General features: G+C 45.8%; 16 protein-coding genes. 4 read left to right on the top strand and 12 right to left on the bottom strand.

Annotation, left to right across the window (positions count from 1 at the left end):
• Positions 1-7: 7 nt before the first annotated feature.
• The 5 genes from NST94_RS07595 to NST94_RS07575 are packed head-to-tail and all read right to left on the bottom strand — an operon-like array spanning position 8 to position 8,634.
• Entirely contained in the window at positions 8-2,635 is a 2,628-nt protein-coding gene (locus NST94_RS07595; RefSeq protein ID WP_339282133.1) for a hypothetical protein, read from the bottom strand.
• A gap of 38 nt (positions 2,636-2,673) precedes the next feature.
• The gene (locus tag NST94_RS07590; protein ID WP_339281848.1) at positions 2,674-5,088 is read right to left on the bottom strand and encodes a helix-turn-helix domain-containing protein; all 2,415 of its coding nucleotides are present in this window, start codon (positions 5,086-5,088) and stop codon (positions 2,674-2,676) included.
• A 51-nt stretch (positions 5,089-5,139) separates the two neighbouring features.
• A complete protein-coding gene (locus NST94_RS07585) occupies positions 5,140-6,726 on the bottom strand; it encodes an extracellular solute-binding protein (protein WP_076130714.1) in 1,587 nt (528 codons plus the stop codon).
• Between the two features lie 34 nt (positions 6,727-6,760).
• Complete coding sequence (locus NST94_RS07580) at positions 6,761-7,645, bottom strand: carbohydrate ABC transporter permease (RefSeq protein ID WP_076130713.1); 885 nt, start codon at positions 7,643-7,645, stop codon at positions 6,761-6,763.
• A 17-nt stretch (positions 7,646-7,662) separates the two neighbouring features.
• Positions 7,663-8,634: a sugar ABC transporter permease gene (locus tag NST94_RS07575; RefSeq protein WP_076142502.1), complete on the bottom strand. Its 972-nt coding sequence runs from the start codon at positions 8,632-8,634 to the stop codon at positions 7,663-7,665.
• A 264-nt stretch (positions 8,635-8,898) separates the two neighbouring features.
• On the opposite strand from NST94_RS07575, the gene NST94_RS07570 reads away from it, so the two are divergent.
• Entirely contained in the window at positions 8,899-10,890 is a 1,992-nt protein-coding gene (locus NST94_RS07570) for a beta-galactosidase (RefSeq protein WP_339281847.1), read from the top strand.
• A gap of 75 nt (positions 10,891-10,965) precedes the next feature.
• On the opposite strand, the gene fucU is transcribed toward NST94_RS07570, so the two are convergent.
• Genes fucU through NST94_RS07550 form a run of 4 tightly spaced genes read right to left on the bottom strand, consistent with a single transcriptional unit; the run spans position 10,966 to position 15,318 of the window.
• Entirely contained in the window at positions 10,966-11,394 is a 429-nt protein-coding gene (gene fucU / locus NST94_RS07565; protein WP_076138304.1) for an L-fucose mutarotase, read from the bottom strand.
• Positions 11,395-11,405: 11 nt separating this feature from the next.
• The gene (locus tag NST94_RS07560; RefSeq protein ID WP_038569477.1) at positions 11,406-12,056 is read right to left on the bottom strand and encodes a class II aldolase/adducin family protein; all 651 of its coding nucleotides are present in this window, start codon (positions 12,054-12,056) and stop codon (positions 11,406-11,408) included.
• A 20-nt stretch (positions 12,057-12,076) separates the two neighbouring features.
• The gene (locus tag NST94_RS07555) at positions 12,077-13,522 is read right to left on the bottom strand and encodes a rhamnulokinase family protein (protein ID WP_339281846.1); all 1,446 of its coding nucleotides are present in this window, start codon (positions 13,520-13,522) and stop codon (positions 12,077-12,079) included.
• A gap of 29 nt (positions 13,523-13,551) precedes the next feature.
• Entirely contained in the window at positions 13,552-15,318 is a 1,767-nt protein-coding gene (locus NST94_RS07550) for an L-fucose isomerase (protein WP_339281845.1), read from the bottom strand.
• Positions 15,319-15,559: 241 nt separating this feature from the next.
• On the opposite strand from NST94_RS07550, the gene NST94_RS07545 reads away from it, so the two are divergent.
• Positions 15,560-16,330: a DeoR/GlpR family DNA-binding transcription regulator gene (locus NST94_RS07545; protein WP_076130709.1), complete on the top strand. Its 771-nt coding sequence runs from the start codon at positions 15,560-15,562 to the stop codon at positions 16,328-16,330.
• A 41-nt stretch (positions 16,331-16,371) separates the two neighbouring features.
• Here NST94_RS07545 and NST94_RS07540 read toward each other — a convergent pair whose 3' ends face one another.
• Positions 16,372-17,079 (bottom strand): SGNH/GDSL hydrolase family protein, encoded by a 708-nt coding sequence (locus NST94_RS07540; protein ID WP_076130708.1) that lies wholly within the window; start codon positions 17,077-17,079, stop codon positions 16,372-16,374.
• A 66-nt stretch (positions 17,080-17,145) separates the two neighbouring features.
• On the opposite strand from NST94_RS07540, the gene NST94_RS07535 reads away from it, so the two are divergent.
• The gene (locus NST94_RS07535) at positions 17,146-18,120 is read left to right on the top strand and encodes an aldo/keto reductase family protein (RefSeq protein ID WP_076280513.1); all 975 of its coding nucleotides are present in this window, start codon (positions 17,146-17,148) and stop codon (positions 18,118-18,120) included.
• Positions 18,121-18,202: 82 nt separating this feature from the next.
• On the opposite strand, the gene NST94_RS07530 is transcribed toward NST94_RS07535, so the two are convergent.
• Positions 18,203-20,878, bottom strand: a complete 2,676-nt coding sequence (locus tag NST94_RS07530; RefSeq protein WP_076130706.1) for a YhgE/Pip domain-containing protein — start codon at positions 20,876-20,878, stop codon at positions 18,203-18,205.
• Between the two features lie 236 nt (positions 20,879-21,114).
• Here NST94_RS07530 and NST94_RS07525 point away from each other — a divergent pair, with 236 nt between their 5' ends.
• Positions 21,115-21,642 (top strand): hypothetical protein, encoded by a 528-nt coding sequence (locus NST94_RS07525; RefSeq protein ID WP_076185295.1) that lies wholly within the window; start codon positions 21,115-21,117, stop codon positions 21,640-21,642.
• 81 nt (positions 21,643-21,723) lie between these two features.
• On the opposite strand, the gene NST94_RS07520 is transcribed toward NST94_RS07525, so the two are convergent.
• Complete coding sequence (locus tag NST94_RS07520) at positions 21,724-22,689, bottom strand: family 43 glycosylhydrolase (protein ID WP_076125166.1); 966 nt, start codon at positions 22,687-22,689, stop codon at positions 21,724-21,726.
• Positions 22,690-22,694: the final 5 nt, after the last annotated feature.

Here is a 22,694-nt window from a genome sequence, read left to right as displayed (position 1 = left end):
GAAGCCTTTAATCCGCGCGTTCCGGTAAAGCACTACCGATTAATTCCAAGGCAATGATCGTATTTAAAGACCACTGCGAGGCTTCATTTGTATTCATCCAATCGATCTCATTTAACTCAGTCATATAAGTGACCCGATCAGCTTCCTCCTGTAGATTCACACAACCAAACGGATTCTCCAGCAAAATCGACCAGCACCGCTCTGCCGTCGCTGGATCCTTGCGGTAATATGCTCCATATGCAGCAATGGCTACGCTGAGTACAGGATGCTCAAAACGGAGTTTTCCTGAAATCAACCCTCCTGTAAATGCGTCCTTCTCTTCTTGTGGCAAATTATAAAATACGCCGAACTCAGCCAGCATATCTTCCCAGTCCGGGTCCTCCAGCATTGCCGCCAGCTCGAACCACACCTGCGGACCTCCCATGCTAATGGCTAAATGACGCCCCCAGTTATCGTCGCCCATTCCCGACAATAGGCCAGTTGCCGGATCATAACCATATGTGGGACCAGATAATAGCCGTAAATTTGCCCTTTTGATGCAATCCATACCTGTTATAATCTTGTCACGATAAGCGGTATCCTCGAACCGCTCCCAGCGGGTCATCCAATTAGAGCTAAAGGCCGCCCAGTCCGGACCCACCCTAACATGAGTCGGGAATTCATCCTTCGGAAAATACGCCCGCATCGGATCCAGAGTAACTGTTGAATAATCAGCATCCTTTACACTGTCCATAATATCGCCGACCCGCTCGTCTCCGGTCAGATAATAATAGTAGCGATGCAGACCCGCCATGGCGATACGAGCCTCTTTGCAGCCGCAGCCCCAGTGGATGACATTATGCCGCGAGCCTAGTCCGGCGTATTCGCCAAAATGATATACATCTACCTCACTCGTATGCCTGGTCATAGCTTCGGCCATACGGAACACATCCGCTCTCCCGGACCGGAGAAACGTTACCCACAACCACATATTTGGCACCAGCTCGGAATTCTGCCAGGCGCAGCCGCCAAGATCATAGTTCCATACATGTCTGACCGGATCGTAGCTGTGCATGAAATCTCCATAGTCCCAGAATCCATACCATTTGCGCTGCTCGATCTCTTCCTGGTAAAAGGAGATGATCCCGTCCAGCCGCTCTTCCAGATATGCCTTGGCTGGCGTGCTCCGATCAGGCAAACTCCAGAAACCAAAAGCACCCGCTTCATGATAATAAGTTGGTTCGCAAACCAGCAATGAAGGTTCTTCAGCTTCTGCCTGCATCCGCTGCAACAATTCAGGCCCGGGAGTCTGCGCCGTACACCAGAATGTTAGCTCGCTAGTATTAGCGATACCAAATGGAGTGGCCCGTAATTCTTCTGCACCTTCATACGAGGATTCCACATGTGTTTTCGTATCATAATGCCGCAAGTCCATAGCTGCCGCATCAGGTGACCAGAACCAGACAGTAAGCGCTGCCGCGTCAGTGGCAGTGGAACCAATCTCCATTCCTGCCGGATGCTTACGCCAGAAATTCTTCATCCCGATTGCTAGCCCTCCGCCCTCTGCCCCAACATAACCAAGCCCACCTGCCCGGCGGCCTTCTGCTGCCTTGATCCAAGCGCAGCCATCCTCTGTCCGCTTCCAGATCCCATAATGCTCGGAAGAATCTTGAACCAGCCGAAAGCTGCCCCAAGTGGCGGAGTCATCCAATAAATTAAGGAAATAGGCATCCTCTTCTGGATTAAATTTCACAGCACATCCTGCTACCTGATCGAGGAATAAATCACGGTACTTACCTTTGGTTCGCCGTGTATGCAACGTCTTAGGAGACTCGCTAAACAAGCCGCTATCTCCGGCAAAACGAACATGGCGGTTGTAAAGAGGTCCACGCAGCGGCACTGTGAATTCTATTCCCAATCCTTTAATAAAATCCTGCTGTGGATTACCGTCATAATGAAACGTATGAACTAATCGAATAGACTCCAGCCCAGCATAAAAATATAAACGTAACGTATAGGGAAGCCACTCACGAGCACTGTGCGAAGCTTGGTGAAGTCCATCTAGCTTCACCACTGCGCGAACAGGTCCGCCCTGTTCAAGGATGGCCCTTAACGTTCGTCCTGCGAATCGCTCCTCACGTATGCTCAGGGTGCCAGCACCCTCATCTCTCTGTTCACGTATACATACAAGCTCGCCATTACTGCATACTTCGGTTCCTTCCGTGTCCGCCGGATTTCTGCGCACAATACTGCGGATAAGACCCTTCCCCTGCTTGTTAACCGTGCAAATAATAACACCTGTATCTATAATGAAAGCTTCCTCTGTTTCCTGCACAGTTAGTCGCTCTGTCACTTCCGTAGCTGGAGTCGCTTGATTTATTGTCATTGTCACTAAGGAATCCTGCTGAATATCCGAATTTTTGTTTACTACCGAGTGCGTGGACCATTTGATGCTCCCGTCTGGCCAAAAAGCTGCTGGCCAGCTTTGCAGCGGCACATGCTTTTCGTTCTTCGGCATACTTAAGCAGAGATTCTTTAACGATTCCCTGCCGAGCGCTCCTTTTTTCCAAGGAACCCCCCAGGTAACACCCACATCAATAGCGGGCTTTTTTAGCCAATGCAGGCCAATCGGCAGAGCCGTAGGCACAACAACCATCTCCTTCATACGTTCTTCGCCGCACGTCCTCTTTACTTTTAAAGAGCTTCATTATTATGGCTTAGTTCTCTATAGCGGCTTGGAGTTATTCCCTCTTGTTTCTTAAAAATCCGGTTAAAATAGCTATGCTGATAACCCACCTGTTCAGCTACATCGTTAATTCGCAGCGAGGTATCACGCAGCAGCTCCTTGGCTTTATCAAGCCGTAATCCGGTCAGATAATCGATGAAATTTTTCCCGGTGACCCGTTTGAATGATTTACTCAGTAAAAATGGGCTGATTCCTGTATAATCCGCACATCCATCCAGCGAAATATTATCCATATAATGCTCATTGATATACATCATGGCATGCTCAATCGTCCGTTTGATTCCGGCATCAGAACGTTCACTCAGCTCCGTCAGATACGGTGCGACTACCTTTTCCTGAAACCAGGCAAGGATAAGCTTCGGCTCATGAATTTGCGACAGTGCCGCGTACAGATTAGCCCCTTTGAACAGTTGGTTTGGATGAATGCCTGAGACCATAATGGCGTGCTGAATACTGCCTAACAAATGAAGCATACCCTGCTGTACATCAATCACTTTTGCCCCATTGGCACACAGTGCCTCCAGAAATTCCTCCAACAGCCGGTAAGCCTCTTCCGCTTCTCCTGTGCGCAGGGCCTGTATCATTCCGCGCTCCAAAGTGAACGAATATTGCGGTTCTGGCGTACTTTGCCCCTCACGATCCAGTAGCTCCATATTAATAATCTGGTTCTCACCACCAAACTGGCGATAACTAGCGGCTTGCTTCGCAGCCTCGAACGCTAGCGGAATACCGGATATCCTTCCAACCGGTGCACTAAACGCCACTGTTACCCTCATTTTTAACATGCGATTAATCGTTCCTGTCAGTTCTTCGCTAAAGGCTTGCACCGCTTCCAGCGATGGATTCGCAACGGGTTCGATAAGAAGTAATCCTGCCGTGAGATCATGGAAATTGATAATATCAGCCTGCTTAAAGTGCTCGGCAGACAATTCTCCGATAATATTGACGGCGGCGAATGATACAAGACTTTCATCACCGTTGCGGAACTTCCCCTCCTGGCTGGAGATGCCTGTAAGCTGAATATAAAGAATAATATAATGACAATCCTCTACTTCCCACTTAAAGCGCCGCATCCGGCTTTGCAGATCCTGCTCAGAATAAGAATATAAATACCCCTGAAACAGCTGATGCAGGAAGCTTTCCTTCACATGTGGAAGCTGCTCGGAAAGAGTGTACTTCAGGGCATGGCTCTCCCCGTGCAAGTTCTGCCAATGCCGTTCAATCAGAATGAACTCATCCTCCCTACTCGCAGCCGCCTCTTGGTCAGGCAACAAAGTCTGCAGCAAACGTCCTATCGGTGAATAGATTTTACGGGAAGCAAACCAAGACAGAATCGCCGCCAGCAGCAAAGCACTAAAGCTAACTAAAAATATCAGTCTTGAAATGAAGACGACAGGTGAAGTTATGCTGGTTATCGGTGAAGCGGACACATAGAGCCAGTCTGCGGAGAGTCGGGAAAACTCACCATAAGTCACTGCATATGTAGCCTTACCCCAGTCGAAGAGAAAAGAGGACTCAAGATTTGACTCATGGTTCGCGCCCCGTTCCACAATCTCATTATGCAATGCGGTAAGTAAGGGAGAATCCTCGGCACTGTCTCCAGCAGATACGTACAAATCCCCCGTCGTCTGCAGCAAAAATGTCTCGCCGCTATTATAAGGTGTCATAGTTCGTAGCATCGCAGCTACTTTCTCCGTATCCATGCGGAGCAAAAGAGCCCCGAAGGGCTTCAAGCTTCCGCCTGGAATATGATGGATAAGCGTTAATTCTTTGACATTTGGTTTATTGGGATCGAATGCCCACTGCGTCCAATAGGTGCTTTGTTCAGTATCAATCAATTTGTCATATTGACCAGAAACCATGCTGGAGTCAATCGTGCCATATTCGGGATTAAATAGTAATGGATGATCTCCTGATAGATAGAGTTCAACGTTACTCGTCATCGTGTTCGAGCCCTGCATCACTACGAGTGTCTTCGTAATATCCCAAGCCCGCTCATGATCCTGAATAAAATCAAGGCCATTCAAGCTGTAATCAAACTTGGGATCAAAAGCCCAATGTGCCAGCATCAGCTCCAGATTGGACAGCTGATCATCAATATTAGCCGCCCGCTGTTCAATCTGCCTGTTATGCATCTGCAGCAGCTCGCTCTCCAGGCGTCCCCCTGCCATCCAGTAGACAAGCGCACCAATAATAAACCCCGGAATGGATGACACCACCAGCATAATGATCAGGTTTGTACGATAATACCGGCCTTTACAGCCTGACCAGCCTTTTGTATAACGCTTCCATTTCGCCACATTTCTCATCACTATGCTCTCACCAGCCGAATCAGATAAATTTGAAGTGCAATCGAACCACATTCGTTTTGCTCCTCAGATCCTTTCCAGCCGGATAAAAGCACTAGGAAGGATCTAGTGGTCAGCCTTAGCGTATAATTCGTTCATTTCCTTAACTAAATCATCTCCACCTGTTTTTCTCCATACGTCAAATGCTGATTTCAATTCAGCTTCATCAATTTGTCCTACAATATACTTTATGCGTGCATCGTTAATTACATTGTCGAGTTGAGCACCCTTTTGCGAATATACTGTGGAAATAAAGGCCTCTGCCGGATTAACCACGATCGAAGCTTCATTTGCCTTTTGAACTTCAGTTTGTTTAAGACGCAGCGGCGTTTGTGCTACAGTCTTGGACTTATCCTCAGGAATATAAGCCAATATTTGGTTTAGGCCTTCCACTTCTGACTCCACAAGTACAGTGTCTTTGGAGCGTTCAATAAAACCATCCACCATAGTGTAGTGAGTACCTTCCAAACCAAAACCTAACATCGTTTGTAATTCCGGATTATTGATTTGATCTAGAAAAGCCAGTACCCGTTTCAGTTCTTCTTCGCTCTTCACAGATGATTTTGGAATAGCCAGCATGCCCGAGAAACCAGAGGTCGGCAATGTGTGTAGCTTGCCATCCGTACCTGTTACGCCCCCGCTTACATCTACATAATGTTTATCCGGTTCGTCTTTGCCTTCTTTTTCTAGCGCAGCGTGAATTTTATCATCCACCCGGGCGCCTGTATCGACCACATCGACGATTACTCCTGCCTTATTGTTCACGATCGGATCTGTCCATTTGGCACTGTCCATTACAGCGAAGTCGGAGTTGATCAATTTCTCATCATACAGCTTCTTCATGAACTTAAGCGCTTCCAAATATTCTGGATATTCATGCTCAGGCACCAGCTTGCCATCTTGCACGCCCCATTTATTCGGTGTTCCAAACCATAACTTAATGGTATCAAAACCGCTGGCCCACTGGCCGCTCCATTTGACAAGCACCATGCCATACGTATCCTCTTTACCATTGCCGTCTGGATCTTTTTCCTTGAACGCTTTCAGCATATTGTAGAAATCATCCACCGTCTGCGGTGTTTGCAACCCCACCTTCTCCAGCCAATCCTTGCGGAAAACCATACCGTTACGGCCGAGTACACGCCCCCGATAGATCCCGTAATTCTTCCCATCAATGGCCGAGTTTTTCAGAATAACCGGGTTCGCTTGGCTTAAATTCGGATAATCCTTAAGGTAAGGCCCTACTTCCCAGAATGCACCCGATTTGGCAGCGTTCACAAAACTAGAAGCCTTAACATCCCCCACGTAGATAATGGTCGGCAGCTTCCCAGAAGCTAGCGTAATATTAAATTTATCTGCATAAGATGCATTCGGGACCCACTCAAAGTGGATTTTTGTATTGGTCTGTTTCTCCAGTTCAGCAGCAACCGGACTGCCATCCTTCGGATAATTTGTTTTGAATATCGGCAGCATGAGGGTCAGATCCAGCGGGGACTCACTTTTCTCTTCTCCAGTATTACTACTCCCTTCACTTTTGCTGTTAGAACCTGCAGATTCATTACCTGAGCAACCTGCAACAACAGTTGTAACCATCATAGCCACAAGTAAAAGTAACAACCAGCGCTTCTTTTTTACCGAACGATTAGCTTCCATTATTATACCTCCAAATTGGAATATGTTAAGTTTACTATCCTTTAACAGAACCCAGCATCACTCCTTTAGCGAAATGTTTTTGCAGAAATGGGTACACACATAAAATAGGTAGAGTACCTACTACAATAACCGCCATTTTAATCGACTGCTCCGGTGGCTGCACAAAGCTCGGATCCATAGAACTCATATCGCCAGCCGCAGATTGGGACAACATTACGATCTGTCGCAGCATCACCTGCAAAGGCCATTTTGTCGGATCCGTAATGTAGAGCAGTGCCGAGAAGAAATTGTTCCAATGTCCCACAGCATAGAACAACGTAAATGTAGCGAGAACCGGTTTGGATAAAGGAAGGACTATCTTCCACAACAAGCCCAGCTCAGAACAACCATCAATACGCGCCGCTTCTTCCATTTCTATAGGCAGCTCCTGAAAAAAGTTTTTGACAATAATCAGGTTAAAGGCGCTAATTGCTCCCGGTAAAATAAGAGAATTGAGCGTATCCAGCAAATGCAGCTCCCGAATGACGAGATAGGTTGGAATCATTCCTCCACCGAACAGCATCGTAAAAATAACAAGGTTGAGTACCAAATTACGGCCCATCAGATATCGTTTTGCCATCGGATAAGCCATAGTTACCGTGAAGAATAAATTAACGACAGTTCCGATTACCGTAACATAAATAGAAACCCCTATACTGCGCATAATCGTATCTGTTGAAAAGATAAATCGGTAGGCGTCAAATGAAATCGTGGTCGGGATCAGGAATACGGCACGTTTAGTAATTTCCGCATCTGTAGCGAAGGAGCCCGAAACCACAAAGAGGAAAGGGAGAATCGCTACGATTCCAATAATCCCTAAAAATATATAATTGAATATATCAAATGCAGTTCCACCCGTACTCTTGTATTGTTTGGCCACAGCAAGCTTCTCCCTTCTCAATAAAGTCCAGATTCACCAAATTTTTTGGCGATCCAATTCGTCCCGAGCACAAGCGTCACACCGATTATTGATTTAAATAATCCAACAGCCGTGCTGTAACTAAAAGCTCCCTGGGTAATCCCCAGTGCGTATACATAGGTATCGAACACCTCACCTACTTCACGATTAAGAGCATTCATCATTAAATAAATTTGTTCAAAACCGTTATCCAAAATCGTTCCCATCCGAAGAATAAGTAAAATAACGATTGTACTGCGAATAGCAGGCAACGTAATATGCCAAATCTGCCGCCACCGGTTCGCACCGTCTACTACCGCAGCCTCGTATTGCTCCACATCTACACCGGCCAGTGCTGCCAGGAATATAATCGTCCCCCAACCGCACTCCTTCCAGATCGTCTGGAGAATAATCAATGGACGGAACCAGTCAGGATTAGCTAGAAAGTCTATTTTCCTGCCTGTAAACGTATACAAAAACTCATTTACAGTCCCGCCTTCCGTAGTTAGAAATACATAGCTCATACTGGCCACAATGACCATGGATATAAAGTGCGGAACATAAATCATCGTTTGTATCGTCTTTTTATAGAAGGAAAGCCGTATTTCGTTTAGAAGCAGTGCCAGAATAATCGGCGCCGGAAAAAAGAAAATCAAATTATAAAACGATAACAATAACGTATTGCGCAGCAGCATAAAGAAATCAGGATTCTGGAAAAAAACACGAAAATGCTCAAAACCTACCCATTCACTTTTCTGAAAACCAAGAAACGGCTGGTAATTCTTAAAAGCCAGCAGCACGCCCCACATCGGAACATATTTGAAAACAAGAAAATAAAGGACTCCAGGGAGCAGCAGAATATATAACCATTTATCACGTTTAAAACGTTTCCATCTTCTTACCCGGATATTTCGATAGGTCTGCGGCTTTGGCTGTTGTTCTGAAGTTCCCGGAACTGTTACGTGCTTCATCCTGTTCACCTCCATTTGTCATGTACAGCTCGCGATTACTGTAGCCATGGATTACTGCAATCACCCTTACTGCGACTCCTATTATGCTGCTAGTGATTTTTTCCAGCAATCGGACTTTTTTGAACGCTTTATATAAGCTAAAAATCCCATTTTATCTAAAAAGTCCAAACCGCGCAAAAGTTTACTATTGTCCGTAAGACATTAAGCACCTATGATTCCAAGTGATGAGTTCCAGCAAATGTTTGCCTTAAAGGAGGAACTGAATTGAAGAACAAGCTATACTACGGTGCTGCTTGGTATCCCGAGCTATGGAGTGAAGAGGTGCTTGAGCAGGACATCCTTCTAATGAAAGAAACGGGGATTAATATCGTACGAATCGGAGAATTCATTTGGTCTGCTTTGGAGCCAGAAGAAGATAAGATTGATATCGGGCCCGTCGTAAAATATATCGAAAGGTTACATAGAAACGGAATTGACACAGTAATGTGTACGCCGACACCTACCCCCCCCATCTGGCTTACTCATGGACATCCTGAGCGCTGTTATGTGGATGAAAGCGGAACGGTAATGGGACATGGAGCACGGCAGCATATCTGTACGAACAATCCTTATTTTCGTGAGCGTGCAGCCATTATTACGGAGCATATTGCCAAGGAGACCGGAGCACTGCCGGGGTTAACCGCCTGGCAGCTCGATAACGAATTCAAAGCGCATGTGGCGGAGTGTATGTGTGAGACCTGTAAAGGCTTATGGCATATCTGGTTGCAGCAGCGCTACAGCTCCATTGAAAGGTTGAATGAGGCATGGGGAACAGCCGTCTGGAGCCAAACTTATCAACGTTTTGATCAGGTGCCACAGCCAGGACCCGCACCTTTCCTCCACAATTCATCCCTGCGGACGATGTACCGCTTATTTTCAATGGAAAAGATCGCTGAATTCGCCGATGAGCAGGCTGATATTATCCGCCGCCACTCCACTGCGCCAATTACCCACAACAGCAGTGTCGCTTTTCATCTAGATAATGAGCGGCTATTTCAAAATCTCGACTTTGCTGCCTACGACACCTATGCCTCACAGGAAAATATGCATGCTTATCTGCTTAACTGTGATCTGTGGCGAAATTTCAAGCCGGGAAAAGATTTCTGGATAATGGAGACCGGACCCTCGTTTGCCGCATCTCTAGTCAGTTTTGGTGTGCCCCATCCGAATGGATATCTGAAAGCAGAAGCAGTTGCCGCCTATGCGCTGGGTGCAGGTGCATTTTGCTATTGGCTCTGGCGCCAGCATACTTCCGGAAGTGAACAAACGCATAGCTCGATCCTTAGTGCCTGGGGAGAACCAGCTCTAGGGTACGTTAATGTGCTGGAGGCCAATCAAGCACGGCGGGAAATTGAACAAATTATGCTCTCCACCCGGCCCCTTCGGGCAGATGTTGCGATTACCTATTCGGACAGAACCAAAGCTTATCTCGCAACTGAACCTCACCGGAAGCTAAATTATCGTAGTCTGCTGGGCGATTTCTACAAAAGAATTCTTCATATGGGCATTCACAGGGATCTGCTGCCCGAAGGCGGAGACTTAACCGGATACAAGCTGTTATTCACTCCGTTCGTACATTATTTGTCCCCCGAGTATGTGCAAAGTGCCCTGGCCTTCACAGCAGCTGGCGGGATTTGGATTGTCGGTCCTCTTACCGGAGGACGAACGAAGGAGCATACCCTTCACACGAATGCCGGACTTGGGGAATTGGAGCGGTTAGCAGGCGTCAAAACTAAGTTTACCTATCCGCTGGAATCAACAGGCACGATTGGACACGCTTTTGGGGTATCTGCTCCCTTGTCCTTGTGGAGTTCTGTTTTTGAACCCGTTTCAGAGTCCGTTTCCAGTATCGGAATGATTACGGAGGGGGTGACGCCGGGGTTGTCCTTCCTGACGGAGCAGCCTTACGGACAAGGCACTATTGTTATGCTGGGTTCAATGCCTGCCGGTGAAGAAGGCAACCTAATGTTATGTAAACTCATTGATCATTATGCAGAACGTGCTGGTGTTACCCTACGCAGTGATGTCACTAAGGGAACCCTTGTCTGCCCTAGAAGCGATGACCAAGCTGTCGAAGTCTGGACCCTTGTAAATATGGATGGACACGGGGGAAGTCTCACACTCCCGCGGGACGGACATGATGTTCTCTCAGGCAAATCCGTGGCCTGCGGCCCCCTCTCCCTTGGTGCATATGAGTACCGAGTAATCCGGTTATAAATACTTATCCTTGCAGCATAAAAAGCCGCTAACTCCTTGGTCACCCAAGCGGTTAGCGGCTTCGTTTCCGTTATTTTAACTTTTAATAACGCCTTTTTTAAGAATAACGTTCCCATACAACGCTTCTTCACCAGTAACTATAACTGCATAACTTTGCTTAGAACGGTTATAGAAATCAAAACGTTCCTCATGTTTAATCGTGGCTTCAGCATCATGTTTGGCGATGATTGTCTCGTATGTGGACCAGATAACCGGCACAGTTGGATCTCCTGCAACTACTGCCATAAAAGCCACCTGTTGCTCTGCGTAATGATCCAGAGGTAACAACTCTAAGATGGCATCCAGCAGTTCGGGAATACCGATGCCATCATATCTCAGTACCCTCGGATTCAACGAATGTCCGGGATAATTCGCATCAGCCAATACAAGCTCATCCCCATGACCCATCTCCATCAGAATGCGTACCAGCTCCGGAGACAGCAGCTTAGGAATTCCTTTTAACATAAGGCACCTCTTTACTTCCCATAAAATGATCGCAACGCTACCAGCTCATCAATCCGATGCTGCGGCAATTCTCTCTCCCCGCCAATCATCCGGGTAATGAAGGTGAGCTTGGCGGTATACTCAAGCCGCTCCATATTCAGATATGCTTCCATAACATCTTCTCCCCAAGTAAGGGCTCCGTGATTCTCGAGCAGGACCGCAGTTTTTTTGCCCAGGAAAGGCATCAGTGAATCTGGAATTTCTTCCGTCGATGGTGTTCCATATTCCGCCAACGGAATATCTCCGATCATAATCACCGACTCTGGCATCATCATCTTGTCGAGCGCCTCACCTTTTATGGCAAATGCAGTAGCATACGGGGGATGTGCATGGACCACACCCTTCATCTCTGGCAGCTCATTATAAATTCTTAGATGCATTTTTGCTTCCGTTGAGGGTCTGTAGCCTTCAGCTGCTTCAAGGACTTCACCTTGCAGATTCACTTTTACAAGCATATGAGGCTCTAAATATCCCTTACTCACCGCTCTGGGGGTAGTCAGAATTACATTCTCTGATAAGCGAGCAGAAATATTCCCATCATTAGCCGCAATAAAATCTTTATTAAACAGGTTTCTCCCGATATCACAAATCTGCAAACGTAATTTTTGTTCTAAGGTATCCATAGGGTTTCTCTCCTCGTATCCTATTTTTCACAAACCTTCACCAAAGAAGGCAGATATGTCTTAAAGGCAAAAGATCTTTCCACTACCTGCTTGCCCCCGGAGATTTCCAGTTCCCCTAGGGCAGCCAGTTGAATAATTATATTGCCAATTGCACTGGCTTCCACAGGCCCCGCTACAACTTTTCTCCCCGTAATATTAGCGGTAAGCTGACAGAGCAGTTCATTCTGAATCCCACCACCGACCATATGAATGATATTGATTTTTTTGCCGGTGATCTCTTCCATTTCGTCAATCGTATGGCGATAGGACTCTGCTAAGCTCTCAAGTATGACGCGTATAATCTCAGCTTTCGTATAAGGGGCTTGCTGGCCTGTTCGTTCGCAATATTCTCTAATCCGTTGGGTCATCACACCGGGTGTACTGAACAGCTCGTCATTCGGATCAATAATTGCTGGAGCATGATTTATGGTTTCGGCTAGCTCAACCATTTGGCCTTGGCTGACGTATTTTCCCGCTTCGGCCCAATTCCTTTGCAGCTCCTGCAAAATCCATAGTCCCGTTATATTTTTGAGCAAACGATTAGATTGGCCGTAACACTGCTCATTTGTGAATCCGTATTCATAGCTTTTCTCTGTAATGACAGCTTTAGGCGTCTCCATGCCCACTAACGACCATGTACCACAGCTAATAAATGCTGCATCTTCCTTTAGAGAATAAGGAATAGAAGCTACTGCTGAAGCCGTATCATGAGAAGCACCCGCAATTACCTCCATTGAACCTACGCTAAGCTCCTCTTGAATTACCGGAAGGATAGAACCAATAACCGTTCCCGCTTGAACCCGTTGTGGCACTAGACCAACCGGGATATTAAGCCTGCTGAATACTTCAGTGGAGACTTTACCAGATACAGCGTCCATTAAGCCACTTGTACTCCAAATCGTGCTTTCTGCTGCCGCGATACCAGAGAATAAATAGTGGAACAGGTCTGGCATCATTAAAATAGTATCTGCGATCTCTAGCAGAGAATCATTATCCTGAAAATCAGCAAACAGCTGATAAACCGTATTAATCAAGCTCGGTTGAATACCTGTAATGCTAAATTGCTCCCTTGGTGGAAGCAGCGCCTCCAACCCTAGACGATGACTTCCCATTCTCCTATCCCTATAATGATGGGGGGAATAGAGCAACATCCCTCTTTTATCAATAAAACCGTAATCGACTCCCCACGTATCCACGCTTAGAGACCTCAATTTTCCATGCGCCCTATAAGCTCTCTGGATTCCTTTTTTCATTTCGTGGAAGAGCTTCAAAACATCCCAATACAAATGCCCGCCAACATACACCGGCGTATTAGCAAACCGATGAATTTCTTCTATGCGAAGGGTGTTACCGTCATACAATCCCAACATCACTCTTCCGGAACTGGCGCCAAGATCCATAGCCAGAAGCTTAATCGTATCACCCATTTCAAGCACACCTGCTCCACAAGAAGATTTTAATATAGCGGTCCGAAATTCTGACAGGCTCTGTAATCTGCTCCTTCCAGATTCTCCGTCCCAAATAACGACCACACCCGTGGTCTGAAAATACGTGATTCCTCAACGTTATGCATACTTACTGGAATGCGTAAAATCGACGCCAGCGTAATCAGATCCGCCCCGATATGGCCATAACTGATCGCCCCATGATTCGCGCCCCAATTATTCATGACATCATATACCGATTGGAATGAACCACTGTTAGTTAGCTTAGGAGCGAACCAGGTCGTCGGCCATGTCGGATCTGTTCTTTGATCCAAAGTATGATGAACCTCTTCAGGCAGCTCTACAGTGTAACCTTCAACAAGTTGAAGAACAGGTCCAAGCCCCTTCACCAGGTTCAAACGAGCCATAGTAACCGGCATTCCGCCTTGGGTTAAATAATCGGTAGAGAAGCCGCCTCCCCGGAAATATTCTTGAGAAGCTGGCCGGAATTGTGTATTGCTTAGACAAGCCTCAGCCTCTTCGTCTGTAATCTCCCAAAACGGTTTGATTGCAGGCTTACCCTCTATCCTTTGCTCACCTGTACCATCAAGCGCTGCCGAACCAGAGTTGATCAGATGTAGTATTCCGTGAGCTGCTTCTCCCTCCAATTGATGACCCGTCACTCGCTTCACAGCATCGGGACTCCAGAAGGTTCGGACATCCGCAAAGATTTGTGCTGTATTCGTAAGCAAATAATTGAACAGCATCGTTACCCCATTCAAGCTGTCATTCTCTGTCGCTACGAGATAAGGTGCACGTTTGCCGTTCCAGTCAAAAGAAGAATTCAACATCGTCTCCATGAAATCGCCGTTAGGGAAATGGTCCGTCCATTGTCTCTGGCCTTGGAAACCGCCAACAATTGCATTGTGGCCGTTAGCTTCCTCCTCAAAACCAAGCTCAGCGAGAACCGGATTGCCGATCATCAGGTCGCGGGCGATCAATGTCATTTTCACACAGGTCTCCCACTGCTTCTCTTTCTCTTCTGCACTGATTTGCAGATGCGGCGGATTTTTATCGGCGCCAACTTGGCAGTTTTCTTTAGTCCACGCTAGCGCACGCTTAAATTCCCCTTTATCATAAATCTCTTCTTCAAAGCGCCGGACATATTCAGACATATCTATATATTCATTGCGCATGCCCAGATACTCTTGGAAAAACTGTTCATTCACAATGGAACCCGCAATCCCCATCGAAACAGAACCCATAGATAAATATGATTTCCCCTTCATTTGAGCAACTGCTAAGCCTGCTCTAGCAAACTGCAGCAATTTAGACTGCACATCCGCTGGAATCTCTTCACTGCTAGACTCTTGAACATCTTCACCATAGATACCAAACGCAGGAATTCCCTTTTGAGCATACGCCGAGAGAACAGCAGCTAGATACACAGCACCCGGCCGTTCCGTTCCGTTAAATCCCCACACGGCATGCGGAATGGATGTATCCATATCCATTGTCTCTGAGCCATAACACCAGCAAGGCGTCACGGTGATCGACACCCCTACGTTAGCCCCGGAGAATTTCTGAGCCGCAGCAGCAGCTTCTTTAACTCCACCGATCGTAGAATCGGCGATGATGCACTCTACAGGACTCCCATTCGGATACCTTAAATTCGCTTCAATAAACTTAGCCACCCGCTGAGCCATGCCCATCGTTTGCTCTTCCAGTGATTCACGAACGCCTCTTCTTCTGCCATCAATGGTTGGGCGGATACCAATTTTCGGATAGTTTTCTATCAATGCCGTTCCTCCTCAAGATCATCTTAGAGTCATCGTTAATAGATCTATTTCTCCTTCATCATAAAATCTGCAAGCGCTTTAGTCAACACAAAACAACATATCTCCTAAACAAAAGTGTGGTTTTATGTGATATTATTATTATATATTGTGGTTTTATGTGAATATGTAATTATTTTTAGATTTAAACAACAATGTAGTACACTAGAAAGCAGACGATTTATATATAAAGGTGAGTGAATGAATGAAAGCATTTGAACGACGGGATCTAATTATTAAAGAGCTTTACAGACAGAAGAAGGTCCATGTCGCAGAGCTAGCGCAAAAATTCAACGTCTCGGAAGAGACCATTCGGCGGGATCTAGATAAACTGGACAAAGAAGGCCTTGCCAAAAAAAATTATGGTGGAGCCATTCTCAACGCCCATACCAATGAAGATCCTTCCTACATCAGCAGACATCAGGTCAATATTGAAGCAAAGCGAATCATAGCCGATAATGTACTGCAATTAATCAATGATGGAGACAGCTTGGTGACAGATACGAGCTCAACGGTGTTTGAAGCCTTGCGTAGAATTATTGAGGAGAAAAACAATCTGACAATTATTACGAACTCTCTGGTGGTATTATCCGAATTTCAACACTCCGGTCAAAAGCTAATTTCCACAGGTGGAATTTTAGGTCCCGAGACCAGCTCCTTTGTTGGAAATACCGCTTCACAGACGATTCGAAAATATAATGTGGATGTAGCTATATTCAGTTGTAAAGCATTGTCCATGACAGGCGGGCTAAGTGATTCAAATGAAGAAGAAAGTGAACTGAAGGTGCTTATGCAGCAGCAGGCAAATAAAGTGGTTCTGCTCGTAGATCACTCCAAATTTGACCGGACTGCGTTCATTAAGTTGTTCAGCTTTGATAGAGTGGATTATATTGTTACAGATCAGAAGCCTTCTGAGGAATGGACCGATTTCTTAAATAATTACCATGTATCTCTTATCTATGCGCCCGCTGAGTGATCAGTAGGTGCATAGATAAAGAGAGATAATAACTTTATAACTTAGTTGTTTAAAAGACCACTTTCCAAGACGACCTCCAGCCATTCCCCAGCAATCAGATCATGCCCGGCAGTCGTCGGATGAACGCCATCCCACAGCCAGTAGGCTGCTTCTGCTCTCTCCACAGCTGCATTGAAAGCATCCTGTAAAGGTACATAGACCGTATCAAATTGCTCAGACAGCTGCTTAACCACTCCCTGATAATGTGTAATCTTCGCTTCCCATTCTGCCCACTGTTCAGCTGGAGCTCCGGTATTTAAAATAAAAGGCTCACATAAAACCAGCTTCGTATGTGGCAGAACTTCACGTGTTTCTTCAAGTACGTGACGGTAAGCGCGTTCAAAACGGTCCGTAACTCCACTTGGTTCCCCTTTCATCATTCTCCAAATATCGTTAACCCCAATCAATATACTAATGATGTCAGGCTGCAAGCTAATTGCATCTTCATTCCAGCGTGCATATAAATCGGAGATTCGATCTCCACTCACTCCGCGGTTATAGAATACCAGATTCTCTTCTGCCCGCTCATTCCCTAGCTTGCCCCCAATGATATACGCATAGCTATGTCCAAGAATATGATTCGGGTCTTCATCACGACCCCGATTCCCATCCGTAATGGAGTCACCCTGAAATAAGATCACTTTTGATTTTTTAGTAGCTGGATTAGTCATTGAATCTTTCATCTCCTTGATTACTAGTATATTAATCATTCAACTTGAATGTCTCCTATAATACAAGTAAAGTTATCATATAGAATACAAGGAGGAAAGAGAAAAATGAAATATAGAAGACTAGGCAATTCAGGGCTCAAAATCAGTGAGATCGGACTAGGCAGTTGGCTTACATATGGAACAGCAGCAGAGCAAAAGGCAGCCGATGCTTGTATCAGCAAAGCTTTTGAATGCGGTATCAATTTCTTTGATACGGCTAATGCATATAACCGTGGTGAAGGCGAAAAAGCGATGGGTGCTGCTCTACGCTCCTATGAAAGATCATCTTATGTGCTAAGTACAAAGGTCTTTTTCCCCATGGGAGACGATGTTAATAACCGTGGTTTGTCCCGGAAGCATATTATGGAGCAATGTGAAGCCAGCCTCCGCCGCTTAGGCACCGATTATATTGATGTATATTTTTGTCATCGCTTTGATACAGAGACCCCTGTAGAGGAGACTCTACGCGCGCTGGATGATCTGACGGCTCAAGGTAAGATTCTCTACTCCGCTGTTAGCGAATGGAGCGCAGCCCAAATCTCCAATGCAGCTGGTATCAGCCGCAGACTGAACCTGCGTCCACTGATCTCGAATCAACCCATCTATAATATGTTCGAACGTTATATTGAAGATGAGGTCCTTGAAGTATCCCAGCGTGAGGGGCTGGGCCAAGTGGTCTTCTCTCCTCTAGCGCAAGGAATTCTGACTGGCAAATATAAACCGGGGCAACAACCTCCAGCAGGAACCCGTGCAGCGGATAATTCAGTTAATGGTGTGATCTCCAGCTACCTCCGTGATGATGTGTTGTCTGTGGTTGGACAGCTGGATGAACTCGCTCACAGTTTAGACCTGAAGCTTTCGCAATTGGCATTGGCATGGATTCTACGCCAGCCTGGTGTAAGTTCAGCATTAATTGGTGCCAGTAAACCAGAGCAAGTTGCAGAAAATGCTAAAGCTGTAGATACGGTACTCTCCGCAGATACTTTACAGCAAATCGAGGAGATTCTTAAGCCGGTAGCTGATTTTGCTCCTGCAAGATAACCTATTGCACACTTGCCATATAGTACACAAAAGAGGTTGTGCCAAAAGCCATCACCATGGCTTAGGCACATCCTCTTTTTCTTTAAGAAATCAATTTAGACTCTTCGGCTTGTTCAGAAGCCTTATGGATAAAAGGCTCCAGTGGTTTCTTGAGGAGTAATGCCAGCAAGAGTGCTAGCACACCGAAGATAATCAGATAAATCACATCACGAATCGCCACTTCCGGCAGAATTCCCCCAACCGCCTCCCGCATCAGACTAATTGCATAGGTAAACGGCATATACGGATTTAATATTTGAAAAAAACGCCCAGTCGTACTAATCGGAAATGTGCCGCCGGAGCTAGAGAATTGAAGCACCATGAATACGATCGCTATCCCTTTTCCCAGGTTGCCAAATACAGCGACAAGCGTAAACACAATGGTTACGAACACGATGCTGATTAACACTCCAAAAAGTACAAACCACACCTTATTCACCACATAACAGTGCAGAATAAAAATGTTGCCAAGGACAGCCACCAACCCCTGAAGAATTCCCACCGTAAGGAAGGTCAGCAGGCGGCCAAAATACAGTTGATATCTTTTATACGTTAGCCCCCCCGTATCCACACCTGTGCGGAGAAGAGAGACAAGCAGTGTGCCTCCGACCCATAAGGAAAGTACGACATAAAAAGGAGTCATTGCTGAGCCGTAATTCGGAATGGGATATAACTTATTCTCTTTTAACACTACCGGATTGGCCAAAAAATCACTTTTGCTCTTAATATCTCCTCCGAGCAGTTGCGCAATTTCCCCCAGATCAATCTCTTCTTTAATTTGGCGGATCGTGGAGGCGGCTTTTCGAATCGAGTCTTCCAGTACTGGAAGATCATTTCTCACCAAATCTGCGGCAAGCGCCACTCCTTTGTCTGCACGGGGGAGTCCTGTACGAATCAACTCCGAGACCTGATGAACCCGCTCTTCTACAGTAGGCAGATCCTGACGCACGAAATTCGCAGCTTGCTGTATCTTTTCCCCTGCAGTAGGTAAGCTGCTCTCCAATAGCGGAAGTGTATCTCGGATGAAAGCACCAAAGCCCTGGGTCTGATCGGCAACCCCACTGGCTGCTGTGTGGACCGCTTCGCGTATAGCTGGCAAATCCTGCTGCAGACTAGCTAAGCTTGTCTGCCCGAACTCAATCGCCGACATCGTCTCTTCCAGTAGGGTACCCAGCGCGGGTATACGATCTGGCACCTGCTGCAATGCGGTGGCTGTGACATCTGCCGCCGAAGTTATTTGCTCCAGTGTATTTTTTATGGCAGGGATAGTCGACGAATCATACCCAGAGATAAGCTTCGCAATTGCCAGCTTCCCAAGACCAGACTTTAGGAACAATTGGTTAATTGCACTGGAATCAGCGTTATCCTTATTCTGAAGGTCAGCCGCCATAGCATTTACCAAGGACTTCTGACTGTTCAAAACACTGTCTACACCTTTCAATGCCGCAAGATCAGCAATAGACACTGTTTCAGGTGAAAATGTGTTCAATGCATTTAACATAGAAAGTGTGTGTTCAATCACGCTGCTTCCTGCAGCCAACTGTGCTGAGAGTACCTCCAACTGCTCACGTACAGCTTGTGGCTCGTTATCCTCTCCCTTTAACTGTTCAGCAAGCTTGACCACTGAGCTCTCCGTTTGCTGTAGGAGATTAAGATTCTGTTTGACAGCTGCTGGAACAGCTTCAAATGCAGCACTGCTCTTCTCCAAAAATTGTTGAAGCTCCAGAACAAAATCATTTCCGGCAGTGGCAATCTTTTCTGCCTCAGGCAGTGCTGTTAAGGCAGCATTAACGATTTTATGCGCTTCCGTAAGACCTTGCGAGGCCTGAGCCATGATCTGTTCAACTTCACCATAATGGTTATCAAGTTGAACGATTAGCTGTGCCGCTTCTTCAATCTTGGGCAGCTTGTCCTGTAGCCCCCCTAAATGATCTAAGGTACTCGCGATTTGCGGCCAATGCTCAGCAATTTTCTCTAAAGCCTCACCCGCTTTTTCCACCTCTGGCAGCTTATTCTCCAATGTGGAAATACGCTCTGCTGAGGCATGAATCTGCGGCCAATTTTCCTGAATTTTTAATACTCGTTTACCTGCGGTTTCAATTTCTGGCAGGCTCGCCTCTAATTTAAACAATCCTTTTTCTACCTTGCGTATAATGGGCAATTCAGATTGAAATTCCTTATCGATTTGACTTAAAACAGTAAATACCGTCTCACTAATCGTTTCCGTGAAATTCTCACTGATCTGTGTGGTGATTGAAGTGGCGCCCTTATCCGTGATTTTAGGAGCAATCGCATTTATTTTCTCATTGACGGTATATTCGATCTCTGGTTTCACAATCGTTCCTTCAAGAATTCCAGTCATTCGTTTGGAGAAATTAGCAGGGATAACAATACTGGCATAGTAGTCTCCGCGTTTGACACCATTATGTGCAGTCTCTGCATCTACAAAGGTCCAGCCCAAGTTTTTATTGCTCCGAAGACTTTCCATGACCTCATTGCCGATATTAAAATCCTTCTCCTGCACCTTAGTACCTTCATCTAAGCTGGTAACAGCAATTTTAATGCCAGAAGTATTGCTATAAGGATCCCATACTGACGCAACGTTCACCCAATCATACACGGAGGGCAATACCACCAAAGCGGCAACCAGCAATACGGCCACAGGAACTCTGAATAAGTTACGCCAATCGTTCCTATAAATCCGTAGTATTCCGCCCATTCGCTGCTCCCCCTAATCTGCATGTTTTGATATTTTAATATGCCCGAGGAGACAAGCTTTTACTATTCATTTTAGGGAACTCAAGACTTCTCATTGCTTTTTAAAAAAACTTTTAAAAAAATGCAACAAAAACTGCTCTTCTCACGTAAAGAGTAATATAAAACCCGTTTAAGAAAAAACAGAGCGGGTAATAAGTTTTATACAACGTCTTACATATCTCAAGGGGGAGATTAATAATGTTTAAGAAAAAGTCAGCGTATGTGTTACCGGTTGTTGTTCTGTTGTTTCTTTCCCTCATTACTTCTGCAAGTACCGTTGGAACACGGGTAGATGCGCAAGATAGTGACAAGACCCAGCATCAAACAGTTTACTTTCATACTATTGAATCCGACCATGGCAAGCTCTCCGGTACGACCGATGAAATAAACTGGTATCAGGGTGCTGATGCCGATCGAATCTTTGCTGAAAGAGATCCAGAAGCTGCAGCAGAAATAGGCGGAGCTCCAGACAGTTATTATATTGTAAATGATGTTGATACTCTGACAACTTATCCGATTGCGGATAACGCCACAGTGACGATGCAAATTTTTGATCACACTGGCAATATGGATGACTTGGATATCAACTGGAATGAGTCCATCACCTTACAGCAATTTATGGATCAATTTAATAAAACGGATGTCATCGACTTGAGCCAGTTCCCGTATCACATCACCATTCAGGACGGCGTAATTACTTCTATCGTTCAACAATATATACCTTAAGGTGCAACATAAGAAAGAGGGTTACTCAGCAGCCATGTAAATGGCTTATAAGTAACCCTCTTTTTTTATTTCCTTAACGAATTATTGTTTAGCTGCATCCTTAACGGGAACCCCAAAATTCGGCGTACCATCTTCATTCCAATGGAAGACTTGAGCACGAGTATGACGGTTCGGATCGTACAGCGGATCGCCGGTAATTTCTTTATAATTGCGGCAGTGGTAGATGAGCACATCTTCCCCATTTTCATTTACAGTAAAGCTGTTATGACCCGGTCCATATTGTCCATTCTCTTCATTGGTCTGGAATACCGGTTCCGGCAGTTTGGTCCATGAAGTGGCATCCAGCAGGTCGCTGTCCTCATCTGCAACCAAAAGTCCCATGCAGTAATTGAAGTCCGTAGCGCTAGCCGAGAAGCTGATAAAGATACGGCCGTTACGTTTAAGCACTGCAGCTCCTTCGTTTACCTTGTACCCAATAATCTCCCAGTCATATTCAGGAGTAGCAATCATGGTCTGAGGACCGGTTAGCGTCCATGGATTACTCATTTCCGAAATATACAGATTAGAATTCCCCTCAATATTCAGGTCCTTCTGTGCCCATACATAATACAATTTTCCTTTGTGTTGAAAGGTGGTTGCATCCAATGCAAAGGATTCCCAAGCGGTTTTTACCTGGCCTTTTTCTACCCATGTTCCTTCTAAAGGATTGGCAGATTCATTCTCAAGAGCAAACATACGGTGATCGAATAATCCATCCTTCGTCTCCGTAGTACGCGCCGCTGCGAAATAAATGTACCATTTCCCGTCAATATAATGGAGCTCTGGTGCCCAAATGTTTGCACTAAGCGGACCCGTCTCATATTTACGCCAAGCTACAACCGGTTCTGCAGCAGCCAATCCCTCGATTGTTGTTGCTCTCCGTACTTCGATCCGGTCGTATTCTGGAACAGAAGCAATAAAGTAGTAATAACCATCTGTATGTTTATATACCCATGGATCAGCACGTTGCTCCACCAATGGATTTTTATATTCTACACTCGTATTCATAATCT

Source organism: Paenibacillus sp. FSL H8-0282 (assembly GCF_037963825.1).
In the GTDB taxonomy this organism is placed as follows: Bacteria; Bacillota; Bacilli; order Paenibacillales; family Paenibacillaceae; genus Paenibacillus_AQ; species Paenibacillus_AQ odorifer.
Note: the sequence above shows the minus strand (reverse complement) of the source record. Positions and strands in the feature narration are given on the sequence as shown.